Origin of the sequence: Bordetella genomosp. 7 (genome assembly GCF_002261265.1) — a bacterium.
Taxonomy (GTDB): Bacteria; Pseudomonadota; Gammaproteobacteria; order Burkholderiales; family Burkholderiaceae_B; genus Bordetella_A.
Window position 1 is genome coordinate 514,042 of sequence record NZ_NEVK01000004.1, and the last position, 24,915, is coordinate 538,956.

Annotated in this window: 25 protein-coding genes; 12 read left to right on the forward strand and 13 right to left on the reverse strand. The window is 66.2% G+C overall.

The genetic code is table 11. The features are described 5' to 3' along the window. The first annotated feature begins 16 nt into the window (after positions 1 to 16). From CAL19_RS09550 to rpsT, 7 genes are all read left to right on the forward strand, one after another. Positions 17 to 202, forward strand: coding sequence for a Trm112 family protein (locus CAL19_RS09550; protein ID WP_026638012.1), 186 nt, complete (start codon positions 17 to 19; stop codon positions 200 to 202). Between the two features lie 3 nt (positions 203 to 205). After that, positions 206 to 967, forward strand: coding sequence for a 3-deoxy-manno-octulosonate cytidylyltransferase (kdsB, locus tag CAL19_RS09555; RefSeq protein ID WP_094796649.1), 762 nt, complete (start codon positions 206 to 208; stop codon positions 965 to 967). 93 nt (positions 968 to 1,060) lie between these two features. Then, positions 1,061 to 1,717: an adenylate kinase gene (adk, locus tag CAL19_RS09560; protein ID WP_094796650.1), complete on the forward strand. Its 657-nt coding sequence runs from the start codon at positions 1,061 to 1,063 to the stop codon at positions 1,715 to 1,717. A gap of 77 nt (positions 1,718 to 1,794) precedes the next feature. Then, positions 1,795 to 2,553 carry a 3-hydroxyacyl-CoA dehydrogenase gene (locus tag CAL19_RS09565; RefSeq protein ID WP_026638015.1) on the forward strand — a complete coding sequence of 253 codons (759 nt, stop codon included), beginning with the start codon at positions 1,795 to 1,797 and terminating at the stop codon, positions 2,551 to 2,553. Positions 2,554 to 2,598: 45 nt separating this feature from the next. Next, the gene (murJ, locus tag CAL19_RS09570) at positions 2,599 to 4,158 is read left to right on the forward strand and encodes a murein biosynthesis integral membrane protein MurJ (RefSeq protein ID WP_094796651.1); all 1,560 of its coding nucleotides are present in this window, start codon (positions 2,599 to 2,601) and stop codon (positions 4,156 to 4,158) included. A gap of 141 nt (positions 4,159 to 4,299) precedes the next feature. Then, a complete protein-coding gene (locus tag CAL19_RS09575; RefSeq protein ID WP_094796652.1) occupies positions 4,300 to 5,304 on the forward strand; it encodes a FecR family protein in 1,005 nt (334 codons plus the stop codon). 90 nt (positions 5,305 to 5,394) lie between these two features. After that, positions 5,395 to 5,658: a 30S ribosomal protein S20 gene (rpsT, locus tag CAL19_RS09580; RefSeq protein ID WP_026638018.1), complete on the forward strand. Its 264-nt coding sequence runs from the start codon at positions 5,395 to 5,397 to the stop codon at positions 5,656 to 5,658. A 103-nt stretch (positions 5,659 to 5,761) separates the two neighbouring features. Here rpsT and garL read toward each other — a convergent pair whose 3' ends face one another. From garL to CAL19_RS09610, 6 genes are all read right to left on the reverse strand, one after another. Continuing rightward, on the reverse strand, positions 5,762 to 6,529 hold the full coding sequence (gene garL, locus CAL19_RS09585; protein ID WP_026638019.1) for a 2-dehydro-3-deoxyglucarate aldolase: 768 nt from the start codon (positions 6,527 to 6,529) through the stop codon (positions 5,762 to 5,764). Between the two features lie 51 nt (positions 6,530 to 6,580). Next, positions 6,581 to 8,329, reverse strand: coding sequence for an L-arabinonate dehydratase (araD, locus tag CAL19_RS09590; protein WP_026638020.1), 1,749 nt, complete (start codon positions 8,327 to 8,329; stop codon positions 6,581 to 6,583). 63 nt (positions 8,330 to 8,392) lie between these two features. Beyond that, a complete protein-coding gene (locus tag CAL19_RS09595) occupies positions 8,393 to 9,505 on the reverse strand; it encodes an Ldh family oxidoreductase (RefSeq protein ID WP_283162340.1) in 1,113 nt (370 codons plus the stop codon). A 50-nt stretch (positions 9,506 to 9,555) separates the two neighbouring features. Further along, the gene (locus CAL19_RS09600; RefSeq protein WP_051423598.1) at positions 9,556 to 10,311 is read right to left on the reverse strand and encodes a FadR/GntR family transcriptional regulator; all 756 of its coding nucleotides are present in this window, start codon (positions 10,309 to 10,311) and stop codon (positions 9,556 to 9,558) included. Positions 10,312 to 10,463: 152 nt separating this feature from the next. Then, entirely contained in the window at positions 10,464 to 11,543 is a 1,080-nt protein-coding gene (locus tag CAL19_RS09605) for an SMP-30/gluconolactonase/LRE family protein (RefSeq protein ID WP_094796654.1), read from the reverse strand. A 72-nt stretch (positions 11,544 to 11,615) separates the two neighbouring features. Continuing rightward, on the reverse strand, positions 11,616 to 12,545 hold the full coding sequence (locus CAL19_RS09610; protein WP_026638025.1) for a dihydrodipicolinate synthase family protein: 930 nt from the start codon (positions 12,543 to 12,545) through the stop codon (positions 11,616 to 11,618). A gap of 212 nt (positions 12,546 to 12,757) precedes the next feature. Here CAL19_RS09610 and CAL19_RS09615 point away from each other — a divergent pair, with 212 nt between their 5' ends. The 3 genes from CAL19_RS09615 to CAL19_RS09625 all read left to right on the forward strand — a co-directional run bounded on the left by CAL19_RS09615 (position 12,758) and on the right by CAL19_RS09625 (position 15,846). Then, positions 12,758 to 13,756, forward strand: a complete 999-nt coding sequence (locus CAL19_RS09615; RefSeq protein WP_026638026.1) for a Bug family tripartite tricarboxylate transporter substrate binding protein — start codon at positions 12,758 to 12,760, stop codon at positions 13,754 to 13,756. 73 nt (positions 13,757 to 13,829) lie between these two features. Next, on the forward strand, positions 13,830 to 14,801 hold the full coding sequence (locus tag CAL19_RS09620) for a Bug family tripartite tricarboxylate transporter substrate binding protein (protein ID WP_094796655.1): 972 nt from the start codon (positions 13,830 to 13,832) through the stop codon (positions 14,799 to 14,801). An 88-nt stretch (positions 14,802 to 14,889) separates the two neighbouring features. Then, on the forward strand, positions 14,890 to 15,846 hold the full coding sequence (locus CAL19_RS09625; RefSeq protein WP_094796656.1) for a 2-hydroxyacid dehydrogenase: 957 nt from the start codon (positions 14,890 to 14,892) through the stop codon (positions 15,844 to 15,846). A gap of 42 nt (positions 15,847 to 15,888) precedes the next feature. On the opposite strand, the gene CAL19_RS09630 is transcribed toward CAL19_RS09625, so the two are convergent. Continuing rightward, positions 15,889 to 16,179: a DUF3579 domain-containing protein gene (locus tag CAL19_RS09630; protein WP_026638029.1), complete on the reverse strand. Its 291-nt coding sequence runs from the start codon at positions 16,177 to 16,179 to the stop codon at positions 15,889 to 15,891. Between the two features lie 111 nt (positions 16,180 to 16,290). Here CAL19_RS09630 and argF point away from each other — a divergent pair, with 111 nt between their 5' ends. Next, positions 16,291 to 17,232, forward strand: coding sequence for an ornithine carbamoyltransferase (gene argF / locus CAL19_RS09635; RefSeq protein WP_094796657.1), 942 nt, complete (start codon positions 16,291 to 16,293; stop codon positions 17,230 to 17,232). Between the two features lie 174 nt (positions 17,233 to 17,406). Next, positions 17,407 to 18,741: an argininosuccinate synthase gene (argG, locus tag CAL19_RS09640; RefSeq protein ID WP_026638031.1), complete on the forward strand. Its 1,335-nt coding sequence runs from the start codon at positions 17,407 to 17,409 to the stop codon at positions 18,739 to 18,741. Between the two features lie 57 nt (positions 18,742 to 18,798). Here argG and CAL19_RS09645 read toward each other — a convergent pair whose 3' ends face one another. From CAL19_RS09645 to CAL19_RS09670, 6 genes are read right to left on the reverse strand one after another with little or no spacing between them, the layout of a single operon-like run. Continuing rightward, complete coding sequence (locus CAL19_RS09645; RefSeq protein WP_094796658.1) at positions 18,799 to 20,700, reverse strand: potassium transporter Kup; 1,902 nt, start codon at positions 20,698 to 20,700, stop codon at positions 18,799 to 18,801. Continuing rightward, positions 20,697 to 21,809: a sensor histidine kinase gene (locus CAL19_RS09650; RefSeq protein WP_026638033.1), complete on the reverse strand. Its 1,113-nt coding sequence runs from the start codon at positions 21,807 to 21,809 to the stop codon at positions 20,697 to 20,699. Before CAL19_RS09650 ends, CAL19_RS09645 begins: the two co-directional genes overlap by 4 nt. 50 nt (positions 21,810 to 21,859) lie before the next feature. Continuing rightward, a complete protein-coding gene (locus CAL19_RS09655; RefSeq protein WP_094796659.1) occupies positions 21,860 to 22,531 on the reverse strand; it encodes a response regulator transcription factor in 672 nt (223 codons plus the stop codon). Between the two features lie 56 nt (positions 22,532 to 22,587). Next, entirely contained in the window at positions 22,588 to 23,085 is a 498-nt protein-coding gene (locus tag CAL19_RS09660) for an ExbD/TolR family protein (RefSeq protein WP_094796660.1), read from the reverse strand. Continuing rightward, complete coding sequence (locus CAL19_RS09665; protein WP_026638036.1) at positions 23,085 to 24,047, reverse strand: MotA/TolQ/ExbB proton channel family protein; 963 nt, start codon at positions 24,045 to 24,047, stop codon at positions 23,085 to 23,087. The genes CAL19_RS09660 and CAL19_RS09665 overlap by 1 nt, the downstream gene beginning before the upstream one ends. A gap of 1 nt (position 24,048) precedes the next feature. After that, positions 24,049 to 24,894: an energy transducer TonB gene (locus CAL19_RS09670; protein ID WP_094796661.1), complete on the reverse strand. Its 846-nt coding sequence runs from the start codon at positions 24,892 to 24,894 to the stop codon at positions 24,049 to 24,051. Positions 24,895 to 24,915 lie beyond the last annotated feature (21 nt).

Consider the following 24,915-nt stretch of genomic DNA (forward strand, 5'->3'; position numbering starts at 1 on the left):
GCTTTAGAATCGCGGCATGGAATCCCGTTTACTCGATACGCTCGTGTGCCCGCTATGCAAGGGCCGCCTCGACTTCGATCGCGCCCAGGCCGAATTGATCTGCCGCGCCGATCGCCTGGCCTACCCCGTGCGCGACGGCATTCCCGTCATGCTCGAGTCGGAAGCCCGGCAACTCGATGCCGCGCGGCCTGACGCCGGCTGAACCGTGAGCTTTGTCGCCCTGATCCCGGCCCGCATGGCATCCACCCGGCTGCCGGACAAGCCGCTGGCCGATATCGTCGGCAAGCCCATGGTTGTGCGCGTCGCCGAACGCGCCGCGCGATCCGGGGCCGCGCGCGTCTGCATCGCCACCGACGATCATCGCGTGGCGCAGGCCGTCGAATCGCATGGCCACCAGGCCCTGCTTACCCGGGCCGACCATCCCACGGGCACCGACCGGCTCGCCGAAGCCATCGAGCACCTGGGCCTGGGCGACGATGCCGTCGTGGTCAATGTGCAGGGCGACGAACCCCTGATCGACCCTGCGCTTATCGATGCCGTCGCGGCCACCCTGCACGAACATCCCGACGCGGCCATCGCCACTTGCGCCTGTCCGGTGGCCGACGCCCGGTCGCTGTTCGACCCCAATGTGGTGAAGGTCGTGTGCGCCGCCGACGGGCGCGCCCTGTATTTTTCGCGTGCACCGATCCCCTGGGCGCGCGACGCCCTGGCGGCCCGGCCCGAAACCCTGGCTCCCGGCCTGCCCGCCCTGCACCATATCGGCCTGTATGCCTATCGCGCCGGCTTCCTGCGCAGGTTCCCGGCGCTGCCGCAAGGCATGCTGGAACGCTACGAAGCCCTTGAGCAACTGCGCGCGCTCGAGCACGGCCACGCAATTGTCGTACACCGCACGCCGCACGCCCCCATGGCGGGCGTCGATACCCCGGCCGACCTGGAACGCGTCCGGCAAATTTACGCCGCCTTATAAGGGGTTTCCCTTGATAGACGCGGCAACATGGGGTGCTGCGTTGCGGCATAATCTTTCCCGGTCAAAAAAATCACCCACCATTCAGGAGCACCCATGCGTCTCATCCTGCTAGGACCTCCCGGCGCCGGCAAAGGCACCCAGGCGGCCTTCGTCACCCAGCACTACGCGATTCCGCAGATCTCCACCGGCGACATGCTGCGCGCGGCCGTGAAAGCAGGCACGCCCCTGGGCCTGGAAGCCAAGAAGGTCATGGATGCGGGCGGCCTGGTGTCCGACGACATCATCATCGGCCTCGTCCAGGACCGCCTGAAGCAACCCGGCTGCGCCAACGGCTACCTGTTCGACGGATTCCCGCGCACCATTCCGCAGGCCGACGCACTCAAGAGCGCCGGCGTGGCGCTGGACTACGTCGTTGAAATCGAAGTTCCCGAAGACGACATCATCGAACGCATGAGCGGGCGCCGCGTGCACCCTGCCAGCGGCCGCAGCTACCACCTGCGTTTCAACCCGCCCAAGCAGGAAGGCCTGGACGACATCACCGGCGAACCCCTGGTGCAGCGCGACGACGACCGCGAAGATACCGTGCGCAATCGCCTGGCCGTGTACCAGAAGCAGACCCGCCCGCTGGTGGACTACTACTCCTCGTGGGCGCAGGCCGGCGACGCCAAGGCGCCCAAGTATCGCAAGATCTCCGGCGTGGGCGCCGTCGAAGACATCAAGGCCCGCCTGTTCCAGGCGTTGGCCAGCTGAGCCGCGCACCCGGCAACCTCCCGCGCCGCGACACGTTCGCGGCGCCACCCCATGCAACCGTTTCAGAGATTCCCCCCATGGAAATAGCGAACAAGGTATTTATCGTCACCGGCGGCGCATCGGGCCTGGGCGCCGGCACGGCGCGCATGTTGGTGGACAACGGCGCCAAGGTCGTCATTGCCGACGTACAGGACGAACCCGGCCAGGCGTTGGCCAAAGAGCTGGGCCAGCGCTACGTGCACTGCGACGTCACCCAGGAAGCCGACGGCCGGCAGGCCGTGGCGGCCGCCCTTGAACTTGGGCCGCTGTTCGGCCTGGTCAACTGCGCCGGGGTTGCGCCGGCGGCCAAGATCGTGGGCAAGAACGGCGCTCACCCGCTCGATCTGTTCCAGAAGGTCATCGCGATCAACCTGGTGGGCAGCTTCAACATGATGCGCCTGGCCGCCGAGGCCATGAGCGCCAACACCCCCGAGGCGACCGGCGAGCGCGGCGTGCTGATCAATACCGCCTCCGTGGCCGCGTTCGACGGCCAGATCGGCCAGGCCGCCTACGCCGCGTCCAAGGCCGGCGTGGCGGGCATGACGCTGCCCATCGCGCGCGACCTGGCCAGGACGGGCATCCGCTGCATGACCATCGCCCCGGGTATTTTCGGCACCCCGATGATCTTCGGCATGCCGCAAGAAGTGCAGGATTCACTGGCCGCCAGCATCCCCTTCCCCGCACGCCTCGGCCGCCCCGAAGACTACGCAAAACTCGTCCACAGCATCATCACCAACGACATGCTCAACGGCGAAACGATCCGCCTCGACGGCGCGATCCGCATGCCACCCAAGTAACAGGGCCCGCGCGCGCCCTGGCGGCGCGCGCTTGCACCAACACTCATGGGTCTATTCCGCTCGGCCGCCACCGTCAGCAGCTTTACGTTGCTGTCGCGCATAACCGGCCTGCTTCGCGACATCCTGATCGCGCGCGCCTTTGGCGCGGGGCCGCTCACGGATGCTTTCTGGGTTGCGTTCCGCATCCCCAACCTGTTGCGGCGGCTGTTCGCCGAGGGCGCCTTCGCGCAGGCATTCGTGCCCATTCTGGGCGCGGCGCGCAATGAGCGCAGCCTGTCCGAAGTCCGCACCCTGCTCGACCGCGTAGCCTTGCTGCTCACGCTGGCGCTGATGACGATCACCCTGCTGGGCATCCTGGCTGCGCCCTGGGTCGTCACTGCCATGGCCAGCGGCATGCGCGATGCCGCGCGGGGCGCCGAGTTCGGCGCAGCCGTGTGGATGACGCGCGTGATGTTCCCGTACATCGTGTGCATGTCCCTGGTCGCGTTCGCCTCCGGCGTGCTCAACACCTGGCGGCGCTTCGCCGTTCCGGCCTTCACGCCCGTGCTGCTGAACCTGTCCATGATTGCCGCCTGCCTGTGGTTGGCGCCGCGCATGCAGGTGCCCATCTATGCACTGGCCATCGGCGTCATGGCGGGCGGCGTGGCCCAGCTGGCCATCCAATGGACGGCGCTGGCGCGCCTGGGCCTGCTGCCCCGGCTGCGCACCAGCCCGTCCCTGGCGTGGCGCGATCCCACCGTGCAGCGCATACTCAAGCAGATGGCGCCCGCCACGCTGGGCGTCTCGGTCGCCCAGATTTCACTGCTGATCAACACCAATATTGCAACCTGGCTCACGCCAGGCAGCGTGACCTGGCTGTCGTTCGCCGATCGCCTGATGGAATTTCCCACCGCGTTGCTGGGGGTCGCGCTGGGCACCGTGCTGTTGCCCAGCCTGTCGGCCGCGCACGCGCGGCAGGACGACGCCGCCTATTCGTCATTGCTCGACTGGGGCCTGCGACTGATATTGCTGCTGGGCCTGCCGGCCGCCATGGGGCTGGCCCTGCTGTCGGACGGCCTGGTGGCCACGCTGTTCCATTACGGCGCCTTCAACGCCGGCGACGTGGCGCAGACCCGCCTGGCCGTCGTCTGCTATGCCGCCGGACTGATCGGCATCCTGGGAGTGAAGATCCTCGCCCCCGGTTTCTACGCGCAGCAGGATATCCGCACGCCCGTAAAAATCGCCATCATGGTGCTCGTGGCCACCCAGTTGATGAATCTGGTCCTGGTGCCCGCGCTGGCTCACGCCGGCCTGGCCCTGGCCATCGGCCTGGGCGCCACCCTGAACGCCCTGGCGCTGCTCATCGGGCTGCGGCGCAGGGGGCTGTACCGACCCCAGGCGGGCTGGCCCGCCTTCGTGCTGCGGCTGGTTCCGGGTCTGGGCGCCCTGGCGGCCGTGCTTGTTTACGCAAGCCGTCACCTGGACTGGGTGGCCCTGCAGGCCGCCCCCGCCCATCGGGCGCTATGGCTGGCCGCCGTCTTGTGCGCCAGCGGCGCGGCTTACTTCGCCACGCTGTTTGTCTGCGGCTTCCGGCCACGCGATTTCGCCCGGCGTCGCAACCCCTGAGGTCTTACAAAGTCACGAAAATTGCAGTTTTCGACCAGACCTGTAAATAAACGAGAACTTTTCGCGCTATCATGTAATTTAAAGTAAAAAAAGCATTACTATCTGCGAATGCAAGTGCTTGGTCGCCGTCCGGGGTTGCTTATGGCACCGACTTCTCCCTCCAGCCAGCCGTCTCCCTTGTCTGACCAGGTGGTCAACTGGCTGCTATTGTTGCGTTCCGGCCGCGCAACGCAGCGCGATTACGCCGATTTCATGGCCTGGCGCCAGGCCAATCCGCAACACGACAGCGCATGGCAGCAGCTAGCCGTCACGCTGGGTGGCGGCGCTTTCGGACGCTTGGGTGATACGTACCCGGAAGGATATGAATTCACTCCCCCTGCCGCTCAGGAAGCCCCGGCGCATGCCGCCCCGGTTTCCCCCGCGCGCCGCCGCTTCCTGGCGGGCGCGACCCTGCTGGCCGCGGGGGGCGCCTCGGCCGCCTATATTGGCAATTTCTACTACCCTCTGGGCGGCCTGGCCGCCGATGCGACCACGGGCACTGCCGAGCGGCGCCGTTACAAACTGTCCGACGGCAGCGAACTGCTGCTCGACGCGCGCAGCGAGGTGGACCTGACCTTCACCCCCGGCATGCGCCTGTTGAAACTGCGGGCGGGGGCCGTCATGGTCGCCGCCAGCGCTTACGACGACCGCCAGTTCGTCGTCGAGACCGCCGAGGGTATCGTCCGCTCGGCGGGCAACCGCTATATGGTGCGCCAGTTGCCGCACCGCACCCTGGTGGTGGCGCACGAGGACCCCGTGGCCATCGAAACCCGAGCAGGCATGCACAATGTGCTTGCCCCGGGCATGGGTGTGCGCTTTGATGCCGTGCGCGTCGGCGCGGCACGCGCCGACCTTGCAGCGGCGGCCGCCTGGGAAAACGGCATTATCGACGCGCGCGGCCAACCCCTTGCCGATGTGGTGGACATCCTGCGTCCCTACTACCGTGGCGCCTTGCGGGTATCCATGGCAGCCGGCGGCCTGCCTGTATCGGGGCGATTTCCGCTGGACGACGTGTCCGCTACACTGCGTAGTCTGGAGGCCGGCATGCCCATCACGGTGCGCCGCTACACGCCATGGTTCATATCCATCGGCGTGTCATCGGCCTGAGCCCAGTGACGCTCTTGCCGCAAATACCTTGCAATCTTCGGCAGACTTGTTAGAATATTGGACTTTGCCGAATTCACTACATATCGCAACATGGCCAATACCGCCCAAGCACGCAAACGCGCTCGTCAATCGGTGCAGCGCAACAAGCACAATTCCAGCCTGCGCTCGATGCTGCGCACCGCCATCAAGCGCGTACGCCAAGCCATTGCCGCCGGCGACAAGGCGGCGGCAGGCGAAGTGTTCCAGAAAGCTACCAGCGTGATCGACCGCGTGGCTGACAAGAACATCATCCACAAGAACAAGGCCGCTCGCCACAAGAGCCGCCTGGCCGCCGCCATCAAGGCGCTGGCGTAAGTCATTCTGCCGCCCCATCGCGGGGCGGCATGAATACGGCAATACAAGGGGACGCTCGCGGGCGTCCTTTTTGTCATGGCGCGGTGCTTGCCGCCCCCTTCGTTTACGTGGGAAACGCCTCGCGCAAGGCAAATGTCGCCTGCTTGAACACGCCCAGGTCAGTGCCCACCGCAACGAAGTGCATACCCATGTCAAGGTAGCGGCGCGCATCCGCCGCCACGGGCGCCAGGATACCCACCGCCTTGCCCTGGGCCTTGACGCGCTGGTACAGGTGGCGAATGGCCTCCTGCACTTCGGGATGCCCGGGATTGCCCAGATGGCCCAGCGCTGCCGCCAGATCCGAAGGGCCGATGAATACGCCATCCACGCCTTCGACTGCGGCAATCTCGTCCACCGCCTCGATGCCGGGCCGGCTTTCGATCTGCAGCAGCACGCAGATGTTGTCGTTGATCGTGTGCAGATAATCCGGCACGGAGCCGTACCGGTTGCTGCGCTGCATGCCTGCCACGCCCCGCATGCCTTGCGGCGGATAGCGCGTGGCTGCCACCGCGCGGCGTGCGTCGTCTTCGGATTCGATGAACGGGATCAACAAGTTATAGAACCCGATATCGAGCAGGCGCTTGATCTCGACTGGATCGTTCCATGACGGACGGCCCACCGGCGCGCTGTCACTGCCCTGCAGCGCCTGCAACTGCTGCAGGAACATCGGGATGTCGTTGGGCGAATGCTCGCCATCGAGCAACAGCCAGTCGAAATTTGCCAGGCCGGCCAGTTCGGCCGTGATGTGGCTGGACATGCACATCCAGAAACCGATCAGCCGTTCGCGCGCCAGGATGCGTTGCCGGAAGCGGTTGGGTAACGGTGAGATCATTGCTTTTCCTTGGGATAGCGGGCTCAGTCGGGTTCGGCGCAGCGTTCCCGCTTAATGGATTTCGGGCTCGGGCGCTTCCCCGCCCGCCTGCGGCTCGGTCTGCAGGAAGTCGAAGTCACAGCCGACGTTGGCCTGGCTGACATGCTTCAGGTACAGCACGCCATAGCCACGTTCGAAACGCGGCGGCGGCGGCTGCCAGGCCGCCTTGCGTTGCGCCAGTTCCGCGTCGCTCAGCTGCACGTCCAGACGCCGGTTCGGTACGTCCAGTGTAATCATGTCGCCGTCGCGCACCAGCGCCAGCGGCCCGCCTATGTATGACTCGGGCGCCACGTGCAGCACGCATGCGCCATAGCTGGTGCCGCTCATGCGCGCGTCCGATATACGCACCATGTCGCGCACGCCCTGCTTGAGCAGCTTCTGCGGAATGGGCAGCTGGCCCCATTCGGGCATGCCGGGCGCGCCCTGCGGGCCGGCATTCTGCAGCACGATGACGCTATCGGCGTCGATGTCGAGCTGCGGGTCGTCGATGCGAGCGGCCATGTCGTTGTAGTCGCGGAACACCACCGCGCGGCCCGTATGGACCTGCAGGCGCGCCTCCATTGCCGGCGGCTTGATCACGGCGCCATCGGGCGCAAGATTGCCGCGCAACACCGCCAATCCGTCGCAGGCCACCAGGGCACGGTCGCGCGAGCGGATCACATCGTCGTTGAATACGCGCGCGCCCGCGATATTCTCGCCCAGCGTGCGCCCGTCGACGGTCTGCTGACTGGTGTCGAGCAGGTCGCCCAGCTGCGCCATCAGCGCCCGCAGTCCGCCCGCATAATAAAAATCTTCCATCAGGTACTTGCCGGCCGGGCGCAGGTCGGCCAATACCGGCGTCGTGCGCGCCAGGCTGTCAAAGCGCGCCAGATCAAGCCCGAACCCGCATCGCCGCGCCATCGCGATAAGATGCACCACCGCATTGGTCGAACCCGACAGGGCCAGCGCCACGCGCACGGCGTTATCGAACGACGCGGCCGTCAGCAGGCTGGAAGGCGTGATGTCGTGCCACACCATGTCGACGATGCGCTTGCCCGACAGCGTGGCCATTTGCGCATGGCGCGAATCGGGAGCGGGAATCGACGAATAGCCCGACAGGCACATCCCCAGCGCTTCCACCGCGGCGGTCATCGTGGAAGCCGTGCCCATGGTCATGCAATGACCCGGCGAGCGCGCGATACCGTCTTCAATGCCTTGCCAATCGTCTTCGGTGATGTTGCCGGCGCGCAGTTCGGCCCAGTACTTCCAGGTGTCGGATCCGGAGCCCAGCGTATTGCCGTTCCAGTTGCCGCGCAGCATGGGGCCGGCCGGCACGAAAATCGTGGGCAGGTTCATCGAGGCCGCGCCCATCAGCAGGGCCGGCGTGGTCTTGTCGCAGCCGCCCATCAACACACAGCCATCCGCGGGGTAAGAACGCAGCAGTTCTTCCGTTTCCATGGCCAGCAGGTTGCGGTACAACATGGTGGTCGGCTTCTGGAACGGCTCGGACAGGCTCATCGCCGGCATTTCCACCGGAAAGCCGCCCGCCTGCCAGATGCCGCGCTTGACCTCTTCCACACGCTGCTTGAAATGGCTGTGACAGGGGTTGATGTCGCTCCAGGTGTTGATGATGGCGATGACCGGCTTGCCGGCGTAGTCGGAGCGGTGATACCCCATTTGGGCGGTGCGCGACCGGTGGCCGAATGAACGCAGGTCTTTGACTCCATACCAGCGATGGCTGCGTAGATCTTCGGGACGTTTGCGCTGAGAGTTGTCAGTCATGTCGGGCGGATCCTTCGATAGGTCGTCTGGATGGGGGGCGGGCGCCGGTACGTGCCTGGCGCGTCAGGCGCCCAGCAGATACGGTACGTTGCTGCGCTGGCAGATCGCGCGCAGGCGTTGATCCAATGCGGCCGGCAGCGGAATGCCCTCGCGCAGGCGCCGGTCGCGCTCGGCGGCCTCGGGGTCGCCCGCCACCAGCACGGGCTGCGTGGGGTCCGCGGGCGGCGTATCGCGCAACGTGTCCAGCACGTCGTCCACCTCATCTTCGAACGAGCCCGACTCGCGAAACGCGTCGGGATTGAGCGCCAGGAAGAAATGCCCGATGTCGTCCGGGTCTCCGGGCCGCCGCGTCCGGGCGTGGCGTGCCGCCATCGCGCTGCCACCGAGCGTGCCGCCCAACAGCTGCGCCATCACGGCCAGCCCGTAACCCTTGTGGCTGCTCATGTCGGGCGTGCCGCCCAGCGGCGTCAGCCCCCCTTCGGGGCGATCGAAGATGTACTGCATGGCCTGCGTCGGATCGGTCACGCTATGACCCTGCCCGTCCACCGCCCAGCCTGCGGGCAAGGCCTTGTCGTGGAACTCGTACACCTTGACCTTGTTGGCGGCGACGGTGGTCGTGGCCATGTCGAGCACGAAAGGGTCGTTCTGCGCGGCCGGCGCGGCGAACGCAATGGGGTTGGTGCCCAGCACCGGCATCGATCCATGCGTGGGGACCATGATGAGGGTGGTCGCGCTGCTGGTGACCAGGCCGACCACGCCGCGCTGTGCGGCCATGCGGGCGTAGACGCCAGCCGCGCCGAAGTGATGCGAATTGCGCACCGAAACCGCGCCCACCCCGTATTCGAGCGCCTTGTCCACCGCCAGCTGCATACCCTGGGCCGCCGCCGGGTAGCCCAGGCCGCCCATGCCGTCGAGCAAAGCCGTCGAGGCCGCTTCGCGCACCAGGCGCGGACGTGCGTCAATGCGCAGGGTACCGGCATGCAACTTGGATTCGTAGGACGGCAACATCGAAATGCCGTGCGAATCGATGCCCAGCAGGTCGGTCTCGGCCATGAGCCCGGCCGTGAGGGCGGCCAGGTCGTGGGCCATGCCCCAGGCCACCAGCACCATGAGTATCTGTTCGCGCACCTGCTCGGCGCGCACCCGGGTCACGAAGTCATTGCCGCTGGACTGCACTGAGGTCTCCTGGCTATGCATTTATTGATGGGCGCAGCGTGGGCGAAACGTCAATCGCGCTCGCGGTCGACGAGGCGGTGGCGCGCCTGCCCCAGGTGAAACTGCATCGCCACGCGGGCCCGCTCGCCGTCCTGTTCGCGTATGGCGCCCAGGATGGCGGCATGCTCGTCGGCGACGCGCTGCGCGCGCTGGCGCGAGCCCGTGCGCGTCAGGCTCAGCGACAGGCGCATGAAGCCACTGATGGATTCATGTATGGATTCGAGCACACCCAGGTAATAATCGTTGCCGGTCGCCTGCGCAATACTGGCATGAAAGGCCAGGTCCGCTTCGGGCGATACGTGCCCGCGATCCAGGGCATCGACGAATGCCGCATGCGCCTCGGCAATGGTGCGCAATTCTTCATCGGTGCGGCGCAGGGCAGCCAGCCGCGCGGCATCGCCTTCGAGCGCCATGCGGATTTCCTGGGCCCGAAGGTAGGCGCCCACGTTGCGCACGTCGCTGAACGTCTTGAGCCGCGGCGCGGGCTGCTGGCTGACAAAGGTGCCCAGCCCCTGGTGCGCGGTGATCAGCCCATCGGCACGCAGGCGCAGCAACGCCTCGCGGACCACCGGCCGCGAAACGCCGAATCGCTCGCAGATTTCATGTTCCGACGGAAGCTTGTCGCCGACATTGAGATTGCCGGCGGCGATCTGCTCGAAGATCTGGCCGTACAGCTGGTCGGCCAGCCTTACACGCTGGCCGCGCTCCAGCACCAGCGTGCCGATGGCGGCCTCTCCTGTGCCAGCCTGCGGCTGGGCGGCGGCCATGCCGTCGCCCGCCGGCGCGACGCGGGCCGTTCTGTTGCGTTTCACCTTGCTTCCCTTTGAACGTAGCGCACAACCTGTACGAATCACTCGCGGCGCATGGGCGTGGCGCCCAGGCGCACACACCTATATACCATTTGTGAAGCACCGCCTGCTCAACCACCCGGCGCTCCCTGCGTGTTGACGTACAAGGCATACACAGAATGCGACGAAGCCATGAACAGGCGATTGCGCTGCGCACCGCCGAAACACAGGTTGGCGCAGCGTTCGGGCAGATGGATATGGCCGATCCGCTTGCCCTGCGGCGAAATCACCATGACGCCGTCCTTGCCTTCGCCCATGCCCCAGCCGCACCACAGATTGCCGTCCACATCGCAGCGCATGCCGTCCAGCGTGCCGCCCTGGGCATCCAGGAAGACCCGGCGGTTGGCCAACTGCCGGCCGCCATCGGCCACGTCGTACACATGGATCAGGCGGTTGGGCGTGGCGCGCCCCTCGACCACATAAAGCAGGGCGCCGTCCGGCGAAAAGCACAGCCCGTTGACGCCTTTCAGGTCGGTGATCATGGCAGCGCCCTCGCCCGTGGCCGGATCGATGCGATAAACGGTATGCGGCAGCTGCGCCTGGGCCTTGCGGCCTTCATAGTTGCCGCCGATGCCGAAAGGCGGATCGGAAAACCAGACGGCGCCATCGGTATGGCAGATGACATCGTTGGGCGAGTTCAGCGGCTTGCCCTGGTAGCTGTCCATCAGCACCGTTATCGAACCGTCGTATTCCGTGCGCGTGACGCGTCGGGTAAGGTGTTCGCAGGTGACCAGGCGGCCCTGGCGGTCGCGGGTGTTGCCGTTGGCGTAATTCGACGGCTTGCGAAAGACGCTTACGTTGCCAGTTTCCTCTTCCCATTTCATGATGCGGTCGTTGGGAATATCGCTCCAGAGCAGGAAGCGCCCGTCGCCGAACCATACGGGGCCTTCCGCCCAGCGCATGTCCGTGGCAATGCGCTCGACGCCGGCATTGAACAGGCGGTATGGCTCGAATGCCGGATCCAGCACCTGGATGGCCGGATCGGGATAAACGGGCGATGGCCGCCACGCCAGCGCCGCGCCCGGCAACGCGGCCAGGGCGGCCGCGCCGGCGGTGGCCAGCAGGCGCCGGCGTGAAGCGTCGGCCAAATCGCCGCCGCCGGGGTTTTTCTTGCAAGCATTGCGGCGTGGCCGCATATCGGCATCATGCATCGCGTGTCTCCGGTATAAAGCGCTGCGTGGAAAAACCTTGCGCCGGCGCCCGTCTATCGCGGGCTTGCCCGATCAGGCCGGCACGACTTCCTTGTCCCACTGCAGCAGTGCGCGCGCCACCGGGGCCACGCGCTGGCGATCCTGCTCGGACAAGCCGGTCACCAAGGGCAGCATCGGCCCCATGTCGGCCACGCCCGCCAGCGTCACGGCGTCGTGCAGCACGCGGATGGGGCTGATCTCGTCGCGGCAGTCTTCCATGCCCAGGTACTGTGCGCGCACCTGCTCGGCCTCGTCGAAGCGCCCGGCGTGCAACAGCTGCAACATGCGCATCGCGCCGCGCGGAGCGATGCACACCGAGCCCGACGTAAAGCTCTTGAGCCCGAATTTGCGGAAATGCGTAATGGCCGGCCGCTCGCCGCTGCCGCTGACCAGCCAGCGCGGGTCGATGGCCCGCAGCAGAGATTCGAGGTAGGGATCGTCGGCCGGATCCGGGCACACGACCGCATACTTGAGCGCGACGATGCGCTGTTCTTCGATCAATCGGGCAAGCGTGGCCGGCGCCAGGTAGCCGGAACTCTTCAGGTACACCACCACCGGCTTGCCCAGCGCATCGCTGAAGCGCCGGATCCCATCTGCCAGCCCCGCATCGGTATAGGGAAACGACATCGGCAGCAGCATGGCGGTGGGAAATTCGCGGCTGCGCAGGATGGCGGCCTGGTCCATCAGCTTGCCGAAGTCGGGCCCGGCCGACGGCAGCACCCAGGTGTCCGCACCCGCGCTTTCGGCCAGGAAGTCGACCACGCGCGCGTATTCACTGACGCTGATGTTGTAGAAATTGGCATTGCCGCCGTACATCACGCTGCGCACGCCGCCTTGCTCCAGGTGGCGCAACAGCGCGCGGTTGGCTGCCTCGTCCGGCGACAAGTCGGCCTGGCGCGCAAAGGGGGGCACGGCAATCACGGATCGCTGCAGGTCGGCCGTGCTGACCGGTGTGGTTTTCATGGCGGAATTCTCCTGGATGCCAGAGGTAAGACAAGTGTCCAAAAAAGTATACTTGGTTGACAAGTGAATGCTCAATACATATATTTGTTTGACAACATGAATTACCGGCGGCACAGGCAGAAGCGCCGCGCAGGCCTTCGCGCCCCACCGCGCGGGCGCTGGCTTTTCCCACCACAAGACATGCGCCTTCCGAGCGCCAGGAGACACCCGCAATGCTTGCAAAACCCGCGTTCCGTTCCGCAATGGCCGCGCTGGGCGCTGCCGCCCTGTTTGCGGTGGCGCCCGCAGGCGCAGCCGACGACTACCCCGCCCGCCAGGTCACCATCCTGGTGCCCTTCCCCGCCGGCGGCACCACAGACATCGCGGCGCGGGTCGTGGCCGCCGAACTCGGCAAAGCCTGGAACCAGCCGGTCGTGGTCGACAACCGCGCCGGCGCCGGCGGCAACGTAGGCACGGCCGAAGCCGCTCGCGCCCGCCCCGATGGCTATACCCTGCTGATGGGCACCGTCAGCACCCACGCCATCAATCAGTCGGTCTATGCCCGGCTGCCCTATGATCCGGTAAAGGATTTCACGCCGGTCACCATGGTCATACCGGTGCCCAACATCCTCGAACTCAATCCCGCGTTCGCGGATCGCAACAACATCCGTTCGGTCGCCGACCTGATCGCGTACCTGAAAGCCAACCCCGGCAAGGTGAACATGGCGTCCACGGGCAACGGCACCTCCACTCACCTGTCGGGTGAACTGTTCATGGCCATGACCGGCACCAGGATGACCCATGTGCCTTACAAGGGCAGCAGCCCCGCGCTCACCGACGTCATGAGCGGCTCGGCCGACCTGATCTTCGACAACCTGCCCTCGTCGATGGGCTTCCTGAAGGCAGGCAAGTTGCGGCCGCTTGCCGTCACCAGCGCCGAGCGCTCACCCGCCCTGCCCGATGTTCCCACGATGGCGCAGGCCGGCGTCGACGGCTACGATGCATCCAGCTGGTTCGGCCTGCTGGCGCCGGCAGGCACTGCCCGGCCCATCGTCGACAAGGTGCAGCGCGATGTCGCGAAAATCCTGCAGGACCCGGCCGTGCGCGAGCGCTTCGTTGCCCTGGGTGCGCAGCCGCAATCCATGACGCCCGCCGAGTTCGGGCAGTTCATGGCGCAGGAAACCGCCAAGTGGGCCAAGGCGGTGCAGCAGTCGGGCGCGCGGGTCGACTGACCCGCTTAATTTCCAGGCCGCTGGCGCGCGTGGCCGGCGGCTGTTCCCAACAACACGCGCACCAGGAGACATCGTGAACAAACTGATCAGTGCTATCGCCACTGCCAGCCTGGCCTTGCTGGGTGGCCAGGCCGCGCACGCGGCCTCGTATCCCGACAAGCCGGTCACCGTGATCGTTCCGTTCGTGCCGGGCGGCTCGTCTGACATTACGGCGCGCTCGGTGCTACCGGGCATGCAGAAACAGCTGGGCCAGACGTTCGTGGCCGAGAACAAGCCGGGCGCCAACAGCGCCATCGGCGCGCAGGCCCTGGCCCGCGCTCCCGCCGACGGTTACACCATGATGGTGGGCTCGATCGGCACCTTCGCCATCAACGAAGCGTTGTACAAAGAACTCGCCTACAACCCCAGCAAGGACTTCCGGTACCTGACACAGGCCGTGCGCAATCCCAACGTGCTGGTCGCGCCGCCCTCGTTTGCGCCCAACACGGTGGCCGAGCTCGTCGAGTATGCGAAAAAGCATCCTGGCGAAGTCTCTTACGCATCGTCGGGCACGGGGTCGTCCGATCACCTGTCGGCAATCCTGTTCCGCCAGCGCACCGGGACCACGGGTGTCGATGTGCCCTACCGCGGCGGCGCTGCGGCCATCGCCGACCTGCTGGGCTCGCAGGTCAATGTGTCGTTCCAGAATCTGGGCGCGGTTCAGAAGCACGTACTGGCAGGCAAGCTGAAGGCGCTGGCCATTACGGGCGAAAAGCGCGCGCCCGACCTGCCCGATGTGCCCACGCTGGCCGAAGCCGGCATTCCCGACATGGTGGTGTATTCGTGGCAGGGCTTTGCCGTGCCCAAGGACACCCCCGCGCCCGTGGCAAAAACGCTGTCCGACGCCCTGCGCAAGACGCTGCGCGAGCCCGATGTCACCAAGACGCTGCAAGGCCTGGGCTTCGAGGTTGTGGCCAATTCCCCCGAAGAATTCGCCGCCTTCCAGCAAGCCGAGGTCAAGCGCTGGAAACAGGTGATCAAAGACGCCGGCATCCAGTTGCAGTGACACGAGGCTCGCGCCCGGGCCGGCATGCACAGGCCGGCCCGTAATCAAGTAGCATTTGAGCTTTCCTCCCTGATAGCGCTTACACGACATGGCCTCCAAGCATCGCATCCTGCAGGTCGGCTCCCTGGCCGGTTCTCCGTCGGCCAACCAGCGGCTGGCCGACGCCTATGACGTCCTCGAACTCTGGAAGCACACCGACCGCAAGGCTGCGCTGGCCGAGTACGGCAAGGGCATCACCGCCCTGGTCACCTCGGCCACCATGGGCGCCAACGCCGAATTGATCGAGGCGCTGCCCGACCTGAAGTCCATCTGCAGCTGGGGCGTGGGATACGAAACCATCGATCTGCAGGCCGCGCGCGCGCGCGGCGTAATGGTCAGCAACACCCCCGACGTACTCACCGACTGCGTGGCGGACCTGGCCTGGGGCCTGATCATCGCCGGGGCGCGCCGCATGACCCTGGGCGACCGCTACGTGCGGGCGGGACGTTGGGGCCAGGTCCACGGCAACATCCCCCTGGGCACGCGCGTCAGCGGCAAGAAGCTCGGCATCGTGGGGCTGGGCCGCATCGGCCAGGCCATCGCCCGGCGTGGCCAAGGCTTCGACATGGAGGTGCGCTACCACAACCGTCGCCCGCGCGAAGACTCGCCGTACGGCTACGAAGCGACGCTGGTCGAACTGGCGCGCTGGGCCGACTTCCTGGTGGTGGCCACCGTGGGCGGGCCGCAGACCCGGCACCTGGTCAACCAGGAAGTCATCGAGGCGCTCGGCACCAAGGGCATCATCGTCAACATCGCGCGCGGCCCCGTCATCGACGAACAGGCGCTGGTCACCGCGCTCGAAAATGGCAAGCTGGGCGGCGCCGCGCTGGACGTCTTCGAGCACGAACCCAACGTTCCGGACGCCCTGAAAACCAGCGACAACACCGTGCTGCTGCCCCACATCGGCAGCGCGACGTATGAAACCCGGATGGCCATGGAAGACCTGATGCTGGAAAACCTGCAGTCGTTCTTCCAGACCGGCAAACTGGTGACGCCGGTCGAGTAAGCCAGCCGGCCGTGCCGGCCGGCGGCCGGCACGGGGGCCGCATCAGACTTCGCGCTCTTCGGTCCTGAGGTTGTTGTCGTGGGCAAAATCGACCACGAACTTATATGCCAGCGGTTCTAGCTCGCGCAGACGCTGGTCGACCACGATGCCGCGCACGCCGTCGATCATGACGGGCACCACATACGGAGAATACGTCAGGTGGCTGCCCGTGGATCCCGGTGGCCGGAACTGCGCCATGACGCCGGCCAGACGTTCGGCCCAGTCGCTCGGCCGGAACCGGGCGCCACTTTCGGTAACGCCGTGGATAACGAATTGTTTGACGCGAGTTGCCATGTATTTTTCACCACGGGCTGCGTGTGCAGGGTCTAGACTGGCCAGGCACCAAAGATGCGGCCCGCGCCGCGAATTGTATATGATTGCTCTTTTGGCCCTGCCGTCTCGACCATGACACCTCCCACGCACCAGACCGGCCCCTTGCGGCACTTCCTGCAGTTCCGGGACTTTTCTCCGGCCGAAATCGCCTATGTGCTCGAACGCGCCCGCCTGATCAAAGACAAGTTCAAGCGCTACGAGCCCCATATGCCGCTGCACGACCGCACCCTGGCCATGGTGTTCGAAAAAGCCAGCACCCGCACCCGCGTGTCATTCGAGGCGGGCATGTACCAGATGGGCGGCTCGGTCATCAACCTGACATCGAACGATTCGCAGCTGGGCCGGGCCGAGCCCGTCGAAGACACGGCACGCGTGATTTCGCGCATGGTCGATATCGTCATGATCCGCACCTTCGAGCAAACCCGCATCGAGCGCTTTGCCGCGCATTCCCGGGTGCCGGTCATCAACGGACTTACCAACGAATACCACCCCTGCCAGATCCTTGCCGACCTGTTCACCTTCATCGAACATCGCGGGCCTATCGCAGGCAAAACCGTGGCCTGGATCGGCGACGCCAACAACATGTCGTATACCTGGCTGCAGGCAGCCGAGATGCTGGGTTTCACCCTGCACGTCTCGTCCCCGCCCGGCTACGAACTCGATCCGGCGCGAGTGGGCGCGCCGCCTGCCGGCGTGCTGCGCCAGTTCGCCGACCCCATCGAGGCCTGCCGCGGCGCGCACCTGGTCACCACCGACGTCTGGACCAGCATGGGCTACGAAGCCGAGAACGACGCCCGCCGCGCGGCCTTCGCCGACTGGTGCGTCGACGCCGAAATGATGGCTGCCGCCGATCCCCAGGCAATCTTCATGCACTGCCTGCCGGCCCATCGTGGCGAGGAAGTCACCGGCGAAGTCATCGACGGCCCGCAAAGCGTGGTCTGGGACGAAGCCGAAAACCGGCTGCACGTCCAGAAGGCCCTGATGGAATTCCTGCTGCTGGGCCGCGTCGAATAGCGCCCGCGCGGCATGGGCCGGGCCGGGCTGCCGCTGCCCGCACCCGGCGCCAACGCAACGGCCGCCTGGCCGGCTGCGAACGCAAACGCGCTAAAATCCCTGCTTCAACCGCGGCGAGCGCGCACCCCGCGCCCCGCCACTGCCCTGTCTGTCCGTAGGCGCTTAGAACTCACAATGACCACTATCCTTCCCCACCTTCCCGTCGGCCAGAAGGTCGGCATTGCCTTTTCGGGCGGCCTGGACACCAGTGCTGCGCTGCTGTGGATGCGCAACAAGGGCGCGATCCCGTATGCCTATACGGCCAACCTGGGCCAGCCCGACGAGTCCGACTACGACGCCATCCCCCGCCGCGCCATGGAATACGGCGCCGAGAACGCCCGCCTGGTCGATTGCCGGGCCCAGCTGGCTGCCGAAGGCATCGCGGCCCTGCAGGCCGGCGCCTTCCACATCAGCACCGCCGGCATCACGTACTTCAACACCACGCCCATCGGGCGCGCCGTCACCGGCACCATGCTCGTGGCCGCCATGAAAGAAGACGGCGTCAACATCTGGGGCGACGGCAGCACGTACAAGGGCAACGACATCGAGCGTTTCTACCGGTACGGCCTGCTCACCAACCCCGACCTCAAGATCTACAAGCCCTGGCTCGACCAGCTGTTCATCGACGAGCTGGGCGGTCGCGCCGAAATGTCGCAATACATGCAGCAGGCGGGCTTCGACTACAAAATGTCGGCCGAGAAAGCCTACTCCACCGACTCGAACATGCTGGGCGCGACCCACGAAGCCAAAGATCTCGAACATCTGAATTCGGGCATCAAGATCGTCCAGCCGATCATGGGCGTGGCTTTCTGGCGCGACGACGTCTCGGTCAAGGCCGAAGAAGTCCGGGTGCGGTTCGACGAAGGCGTACCGGTTGCGCTCAATGGCGTCGAATACCCCGACCTGGTCGAGCTGCTGCTCGAGGCCAACCGCATCGGCGGGCGCCACGGCCTGGGCATGAGCGACCAGATCGAAAACCGCATCATCGAAGCCAAGAGCCGCGGCATCTACGAAGCCCCGGGCATGGCGCTGCTTTTCATCGCGTACGAACGCCTGGTCACCGGCATCCACAACGAAGACACCATCGAGCAGTACCGCGAAAACGGCCGCAAGCTGGGCCGCCTGCTGTACCAGGGCCGCTGGTTCGATCCGCAGGCCATCATGCTGCGCGAAACCGCACAGCGCTGGGTCGCGCGCGCCGTTACCGGCGAAGTGACGCTGGAACTGCGCCGTGGCAACGACTATTCCATCCTCAATACGGAATCGGCCAACCTGACCTACAAGCCCGAGCGCCTCACCATGGAAAAGGGCGATTCGACCTTCTCGCCCGCCGACCGCATCGGCCAGCTCACCATGCGCAACCTCGACATCATCGACACGCGCGAGAAGCTCCACACGTACGTCCAGACCGGCTTGCTGGCGCCATCGGCGGGCGCATCGCTGCCCCAGCTGAAAGACGCCAAGAAGTAAATTCCCCCGCGCACCCGCGTGCCCGTTCCGGGCGCGCGGAGCCGCATCGCAGGCAAGCTACAGCTCTACCTGCATCCCCATTTCTACCACCCGGTTCGGCGGTATCTTGAAGAACTTGGTGCTGCGCATTCCATTGCGCGCCATGAACGAAAACAATGCGCGGCGCCAGCGCTGCATGGCGGGCCGGCGCGCGGCCACCACGGTCTGCCTGGACACGAAGTACGACGTGCGCATAGGTTCCAGGTCAATTTCGGGACAGGCCTGCGCCACCAGCCGCAGCACGGCGGGCACATCGGGGGCTTCCTTGAACCCGTACTGCGCCACCACCTGCCAGCACGACGTGCCTATGCGGTCCAGCACATAGCGCTCGTCCGACGACACGTATGGCACGTCAGCCACCTGTATGGTCAGGAACAGCACCTGTTCATGCAGCACCTTGTTGTGCTTCAGGTTGTGCAGCAGCGCGGCGGGCACCACGCCGGGATTCATGGCCATGAAAACCGCCGTGCCGGGCACCTGGGCCGGCGGAAACTGCGCAAGACCCAGCATGAACTCCTTCAGGGGCTGATGGTCGCGCTGCTGCAGGGTGGCCAGCAATTGCCGGCCGCGCCGCCACGTCATCATCATCGTGAACACGGCCACCCCCACCAGCAGCGGCAGCCATCCGCCTTCGTGAATCTTCAACACGTTGGCGCCGAACAGCAGCAGGTCTACGATCAACAGTACGCTCAGCCCGGCCAGCCACAATGCCCGCCGCGCGCCGGCGGAGCCGCGCGGCAGCACCGCAAAAGCCAGTACCGTGGTCACCAGCATGGTGCCTGTTACCGCAAAGCCATAGGCGGCTGCCAGGTTCTCCGAGTTCCGGAATAACGCCACCAGCGCCAGCACCGCCACCAGAAGCATGGCGTTGACCTGCGGCAGGTAGATCTGCCCTTTCTCCGCCGCCGACGTATGCAGGATCTGCATGCGCGGCCAGAAGCCGAGCTGCACCGCCTGCCGCGTGACGGAAAATGCCCCGGATATCACCGCCTGCGATGCCACGACGGTGGCGATCGTTGCCAGCGCCACCAGCGGCGCCAGGGCCCAGCCCGGCGCCATCAGGAAGAACGGATTGCGAATGGCCTGCGGATCGCGCAACAGCAAGGCGCCCTGCCCGAAATAACAGAGCGCCAACGCCGGCAGAACCATCGCGAACCAGGCGCGCCGGATGGCGGGCCTGCCGAAATGCCCCATGTCGGCATACAGCGCCTCGGCGCCCGTCAAGGCCAGCACCACGGCCCCCAGCAGCAGGAAGCTGCCCAGGGGAAACTCTTCGATCAGCCTGAACGCCCAGATAGGGTTGAGCGCCTGCAACACCTGGGGCGCCTGCCAGACCTGCCACCCGCCCAGCGCCGCAAGCGAGGCGAACCACAGCGCCATCACGGGCCCGAACAGCTTTCCCATTGCGCCCGTCCCATGCGACTGGATGGCAAACAGCGACACCAGCACGGCAAGCGAGATCGGCACCACCCAGGCGTCGAACCGGTGCGACACCACGCCTATACCTTCGACGGCCGACAGCACCGAAATGGCCGGCGTGATCATGCTGTCGCCGTAGAAAAGCGCTGCGCCGAAAATGCCCAGCACGATCAGCGCCCAGCGTGTGCGGCCTTGCCGGCCGCGCACCGCCAGTTCCAGCAGGGCCAGCGTGCCGCCTTCGCCGCGGTTGTCGGCCCGCAGCACAAGCGCCACGTACTTGACCGACACCACCAGCATCAACAGCCAGAACAATATGGACAACACGCCCAGCACATGCGCCGGGGCGAAGTCGCCAAAACTTGTCAGGCAGGCCCGCAACGTATACAGGGGGCTGGTGCCGATATCGCCATACACGACGCCCAACGCGCCCAGCATCAACATCGCCCCGGGAGTCGGCGCCTGCGCATGGCCCGACAACGGGCCGGGCCTGGGTGAAGTCATGATGCGCGGTCGTGGCGTGTCAGTTGCGCCCCTTTGCGGGGTCCGGGAAACACCACCGACAGGCGCGTGCCGGCATATTCGGGCCGGCTGGTGAGCTTCCACCAGGCGCCATGCGCCTGCGCGATCTCGCGCACGATGGCCAGTCCCAGCCCCGAGCCCCCCGCCGTGCTGCCCGGCGAGCGATAAAAAGCCTCGAATACCCGCTCGCGCTCGTCGCGCGAAATGCCGGGCCCGTCGTCTTCGACGGTCAAGGTCGGCGGGTTGATTCCCACCGTCAGGGTGATGCGTCCGCCGCCCTTGCCATAACGTACGGCGTTGTCGATCAGGTTGCCCAGCAATTCATCCAGCAGCAACGGGTCGCCGTCGATCCACACCGGCTCGTCGGGCGCCGCCAGGTCAATGGCGAACTGCGCCGCCCGGGCTTGGGGTATCCATTCAGCGCCACTGGCCCTGACCCATTCACACAGATCGATGCGCACGAAACTGTCTTGCGGGCGCACGTTGGGGTCGGCGCGCGCCAGCACCAGCAACTGCTGTCCCAGGCGTATCATGCGGTCGCTGACCGCCTTGATGCGTTCGGCGCGCGCACGCACATCGTCGGGCAAGGGCCGCGACAGCATCAGTTCGGATTCCAGACGCAGCCCGCTCAACGGGGTGCGCAACTGGTGCGCCGCGTGGCCGATGAAGCGGCGCTGCGCCGCCAGCGAGGCATCCAGGCGGCGCAGCAGGTCGTTGGTATGGGTGACCAGGGGCTCGATCTCAACCGGCACGCCGGCCACTTCCAGCGGCTGCATATCGTCGATGGAGCGCTGCCTGATTTCATCGGACAGATGGTTGACCGAACGCAGCCCCGAACGTATACCCTGCACGATCACCCCCGCGAACACCAGCACCAGCACGGCCTGCCCCACGACCATCAGCCAGAAGAAATCCTCCAGCATCCAGCCGGCCATATCCAGTTTGTGGCTGATGACCCAAGTGGCGAGCAGGTCCAGCGCCACCAGCAGCAGGATGGGCGGAAGCAGACGTTTGACCAGATAGCGCGCCAGCGAACCGCGCCGAAGACGCCAGCGCACGGTGGCAGCGGTTGCAGTGGGAGAGTCGTGCATGGTGGGGGTCGCCGGCCGGGCCGGTGCGCAGCCGTGCCGGCCGGGCCTGTTCACGCCTGTTCGGTATCCAGCAGGTAGCCGAAGCCGCGCACCGTCTGGATACTGGCGCCGGTGCCCTCCAGCCGCTTGCGCAGGCGGTAGACGTAGACCTCGACGGCGTTCTCGCTGAAATCGGCATCCCAGGCCGACAGCGAATTGACGATCTGCCGCTTGGTGACCACCCTGCCCGCGCGCGCCATCAACATTTCGAGCACGGACAATTCGCGCACCGACAGCGACAGGCGCTGGCCGTTGGCGCGCACTTCGCGTCCTACCGTATCGAATACTAGTTGGCCGGCCTCGATCAGGGGCTGAGCCTGGCCCGCGCGGCGACGACCGAAGGCGCGTACACGCGCGGCAAGTTCGGGAAGATCGAAAGGCTTGGTGACGTAGTCGTCGGCGCCCGCGTCAAGACCGGCCACGCGGTCGTCCAGGCCGTCGCGCGCCGTGACAATGAGCACGGGGATCTGGTTGCCGTCCTGGCGCAACTGGCGCAGTATGTCCAGGCCGCTGCGGCCCGGCAGGTTCAGGTCGAGCAGCAGCAGGTCGTAAGGCTGCCCCGCGAGCGCGCCCGGGGCCTTGTCTCCGTCAGCCAGCCAGTCGACCGCGTAGCCTTGGTCGGCGAGGAACTCCTGCAGCGCATGGCCCAGGGTGGTGTCATCTTCGATTACGAGGACTCGCATGTGGCGATTCTAACGCGAAGACAAAGAAACCGGCGCAAGCCCCTCGCCCGATACGATCATTTTCCCGCAGCCGGTGCTGCGGCAGCCGGTGCTGCGGCGCCGGTGCCGGGCACGCCGGTGTCCGCCGCCGCGCCGTCGGGCTGCGGCGCCGTGATGAAACCGATGCGCGACAACCCCGAGCGGCGTGCGGCCGCCATGACCTTGGCCAGCGTCTCGTAGCGCGTATTCAAATCGGCGCGTATGCGAAGTTCGGGCTGCGGCTTGTCCTGCGCCAGCGTCGCGAAGCGGTTGGGCAGGTCCTCGATGGCAACCGGCTGTTCATCCCAGAACAACGCGCCCGCGGCGTCGATAGCCAGGTCGACGGTCTTGGGCTCTTCCTGCACCTGCTCCGAGCTGACCTGCGGCATATTGATGCGGATCGAGTGCGCCATCAGCGGCGCCGTGATGATGAAGATCACCAGCAGCACCAGCATCACGTCGATCAACGGCACCATGTTGATCTCCGAGACAGCGTGACTGCCCGGACCCTTGCTGTCGAAGCTGCCGAAAGCCATTACTGCGCTCCCCGGCCGGATCCGGCATGGGGCTGGCGCCGCAGTGCGCGCACCTTGCCATCGGACACGGCGACTTGCTGGCCCGTGCTCAGGAAGGCGAACAGGTCATGTGCGAAAGCGTCCAGGCGCGACAGGAAGACGCGGTTGCCGCGTACGAACGCGTTGTATGCCAGCACGGCCGGGATTGCCACCGCCAGGCCCAGGCCGGTCATGATGAGCGCCTCGCCCACCGGCCCGGCGATGCGGTTGATGGTCACGCCGTCGGCCAGTCCGATGCCCACGAGTGCGTGGTACACGCCCCATACCGTGCCGAACAGGCCGACAAACGGAGCGGTCGACCCTACCGAAGCCAGCACAGTCAGGCCGTTTTCCAGCTTGGCGGTCTCTTCATCGATGACCTTGCGCATGGTTCGCGTCACGAATTCGCCGTTGGCCCCCGTCTCTTCGAGCTTGGTGGCGCCGAATTTCGCATGATGCGCCTGCGCATGCATCGCATGGCTGGTCAGGTGCGAGAACGGGTCGCGCGCCCCGTGCGTCACGATTTCATTCTCGACCTGCTCCAGCGAGCTGGAATTCCAGAACTTGTTCAGGAACTCCGCCGAGCGGCGGCGCATGCGCACGTTGCTGACGAACTTCACCAGGATGAGATACCACGTCACCAGTGACATTACGATCAGGATGACAAACAAGGCCTTGCCGACAAAATCGCTCTGCGCGATGAAATGCAGGAAGCCCATGTCTGCCGGCACCGGCAGCGGCGCCGGCGGCGTCGTGGCAGCGGCCTGCGCCAGCGCCGGGGCCTGGCCCAGGGCGTCGGCCGCCTGCTGCGCGGCGGGCAGCGCCGCGGATGCGCCCGGCTCCACCGCGGCTGCCGCCGGGGCGGCCGCTGCCGGGGCGGCGGGCGCAGCGGGGGCGGTGCTCGCCTGCGCCACCACAATGGCGTTATGCATAGCGTTGGACATCTCAGTTCCTCATCACGAAATCGAACGGTAATTTGGCCTTGGCCGGGTACGCCACGCCATTGCGCATCAAGGGCTTGAACCGCGCCTTTCGAGCGGCGGTCAACGCCGACTCGTCAAGCCGCTCGTAGCCCGACGACTGAGCAACCGACGCGCGCTCGACCAGCCCACGGGTATTGATCTCCACCAGCACCACCACCCGCCCCTCTTCACGCAGGCGCTTGGAAGTCATGGGATACACGGGCATGGGCCGTCGGCCCATATATTCCACGCTGGACACCATGATCGGTTCGTCGGGCGGCGGCCCCTGCACGGGCGCCTGGGTCACCTGCTGCTCGCCCTGGGGCGCACCGGCCGGCGGCGGCGGCGTCTTGGGCGGCTCGACGGGCTTCTCGACCTTGGGCTGAGGTTTGGGCTTGGGCTTGGGCTTGGGTTTGGGCTTCGGCTTGGGTTTGGGTTTGGGCGCCGGCTCGGGCGCTTTTTCTACCACCGGTTCCGGCTCGGGCTCGATGATAGGCTCCGGCTCCGGCTCGGGCTCGGGCTCGACCACCGGCTCGGGCTCGGGAATAGGTTCAGGTTCAGGCTCGGGTTCGGGTTCGGGCTCAGGTTCCGGTTCGGGCGGCGGCGGCTCGACGACGGGCTCCGCCTGGGCCATCTGCGGCACGGGCGCCTCGATGACGCTGACCATGACGGCTTCGGGTTCCAGCAACTTGGGCGGGCTCTCTTCGGGCATCCAGACAATGGCAGCAACCACCGCCATGTGGGCCGCCAGCACCGCCATTGCGGCGCCAGCCCGTAAACCCAGGGATGTATGCGAACGAGTAGACCAACCGTGTTGAAGACGTGGCATGAATCAGCCGAAATGCGTCAG

Coding starts and splice junctions, on each gene's coding strand:
- CAL19_RS09665 (WP_026638036.1), bottom strand. CDS start 24,047: ATGTCCAACGCTATGCATAACGCCATTGTGGTGGCGCAGGCGAGCACC.
- CAL19_RS09655 (WP_094796659.1), bottom strand. CDS start 22,531: ATGCGAGTCCTCGTAATCGAAGATGACACCACCCTGGGCCATGCGCTG.
- CAL19_RS09625 (WP_094796656.1), top strand. CDS start 14,890: ATGGCCTCCAAGCATCGCATCCTGCAGGTCGGCTCCCTGGCCGGTTCT.
- rpsT (WP_026638018.1), top strand. CDS start 5,395: ATGGCCAATACCGCCCAAGCACGCAAACGCGCTCGTCAATCGGTGCAG.
- CAL19_RS09660 (WP_094796660.1), bottom strand. CDS start 23,085: ATGGCTTTCGGCAGCTTCGACAGCAAGGGTCCGGGCAGTCACGCTGTC.
- araD (WP_026638020.1), bottom strand. CDS start 8,329: ATGACTGACAACTCTCAGCGCAAACGTCCCGAAGATCTACGCAGCCAT.
- adk (WP_094796650.1), top strand. CDS start 1,061: ATGCGTCTCATCCTGCTAGGACCTCCCGGCGCCGGCAAAGGCACCCAG.
- CAL19_RS09610 (WP_026638025.1), bottom strand. CDS start 12,545: ATGAAAACCACACCGGTCAGCACGGCCGACCTGCAGCGATCCGTGATT.
- CAL19_RS09600 (WP_051423598.1), bottom strand. CDS start 10,311: ATGGCCGCCGCCCAGCCGCAGGCTGGCACAGGAGAGGCCGCCATCGGC.
- garL (WP_026638019.1), bottom strand. CDS start 6,529: ATGATCTCACCGTTACCCAACCGCTTCCGGCAACGCATCCTGGCGCGC.
- CAL19_RS09565 (WP_026638015.1), top strand. CDS start 1,795: ATGGAAATAGCGAACAAGGTATTTATCGTCACCGGCGGCGCATCGGGC.
- CAL19_RS09550 (WP_026638012.1), top strand. CDS start 17: ATGGAATCCCGTTTACTCGATACGCTCGTGTGCCCGCTATGCAAGGGC.
- argG (WP_026638031.1), top strand. CDS start 17,407: ATGACCACTATCCTTCCCCACCTTCCCGTCGGCCAGAAGGTCGGCATT.
- CAL19_RS09615 (WP_026638026.1), top strand. CDS start 12,758: ATGCTTGCAAAACCCGCGTTCCGTTCCGCAATGGCCGCGCTGGGCGCT.
- CAL19_RS09630 (WP_026638029.1), bottom strand. CDS start 16,179: ATGGCAACTCGCGTCAAACAATTCGTTATCCACGGCGTTACCGAAAGT.
- CAL19_RS09645 (WP_094796658.1), bottom strand. CDS start 20,700: ATGACTTCACCCAGGCCCGGCCCGTTGTCGGGCCATGCGCAGGCGCCG.
- CAL19_RS09575 (WP_094796652.1), top strand. CDS start 4,300: ATGGCACCGACTTCTCCCTCCAGCCAGCCGTCTCCCTTGTCTGACCAG.
- murJ (WP_094796651.1), top strand. CDS start 2,599: ATGGGTCTATTCCGCTCGGCCGCCACCGTCAGCAGCTTTACGTTGCTG.
- argF (WP_094796657.1), top strand. CDS start 16,291: ATGACACCTCCCACGCACCAGACCGGCCCCTTGCGGCACTTCCTGCAG.
- CAL19_RS09670 (WP_094796661.1), bottom strand. CDS start 24,894: ATGCCACGTCTTCAACACGGTTGGTCTACTCGTTCGCATACATCCCTG.
- CAL19_RS09605 (WP_094796654.1), bottom strand. CDS start 11,543: ATGCATGATGCCGATATGCGGCCACGCCGCAATGCTTGCAAGAAAAAC.
- CAL19_RS09650 (WP_026638033.1), bottom strand. CDS start 21,809: ATGCACGACTCTCCCACTGCAACCGCTGCCACCGTGCGCTGGCGTCTT.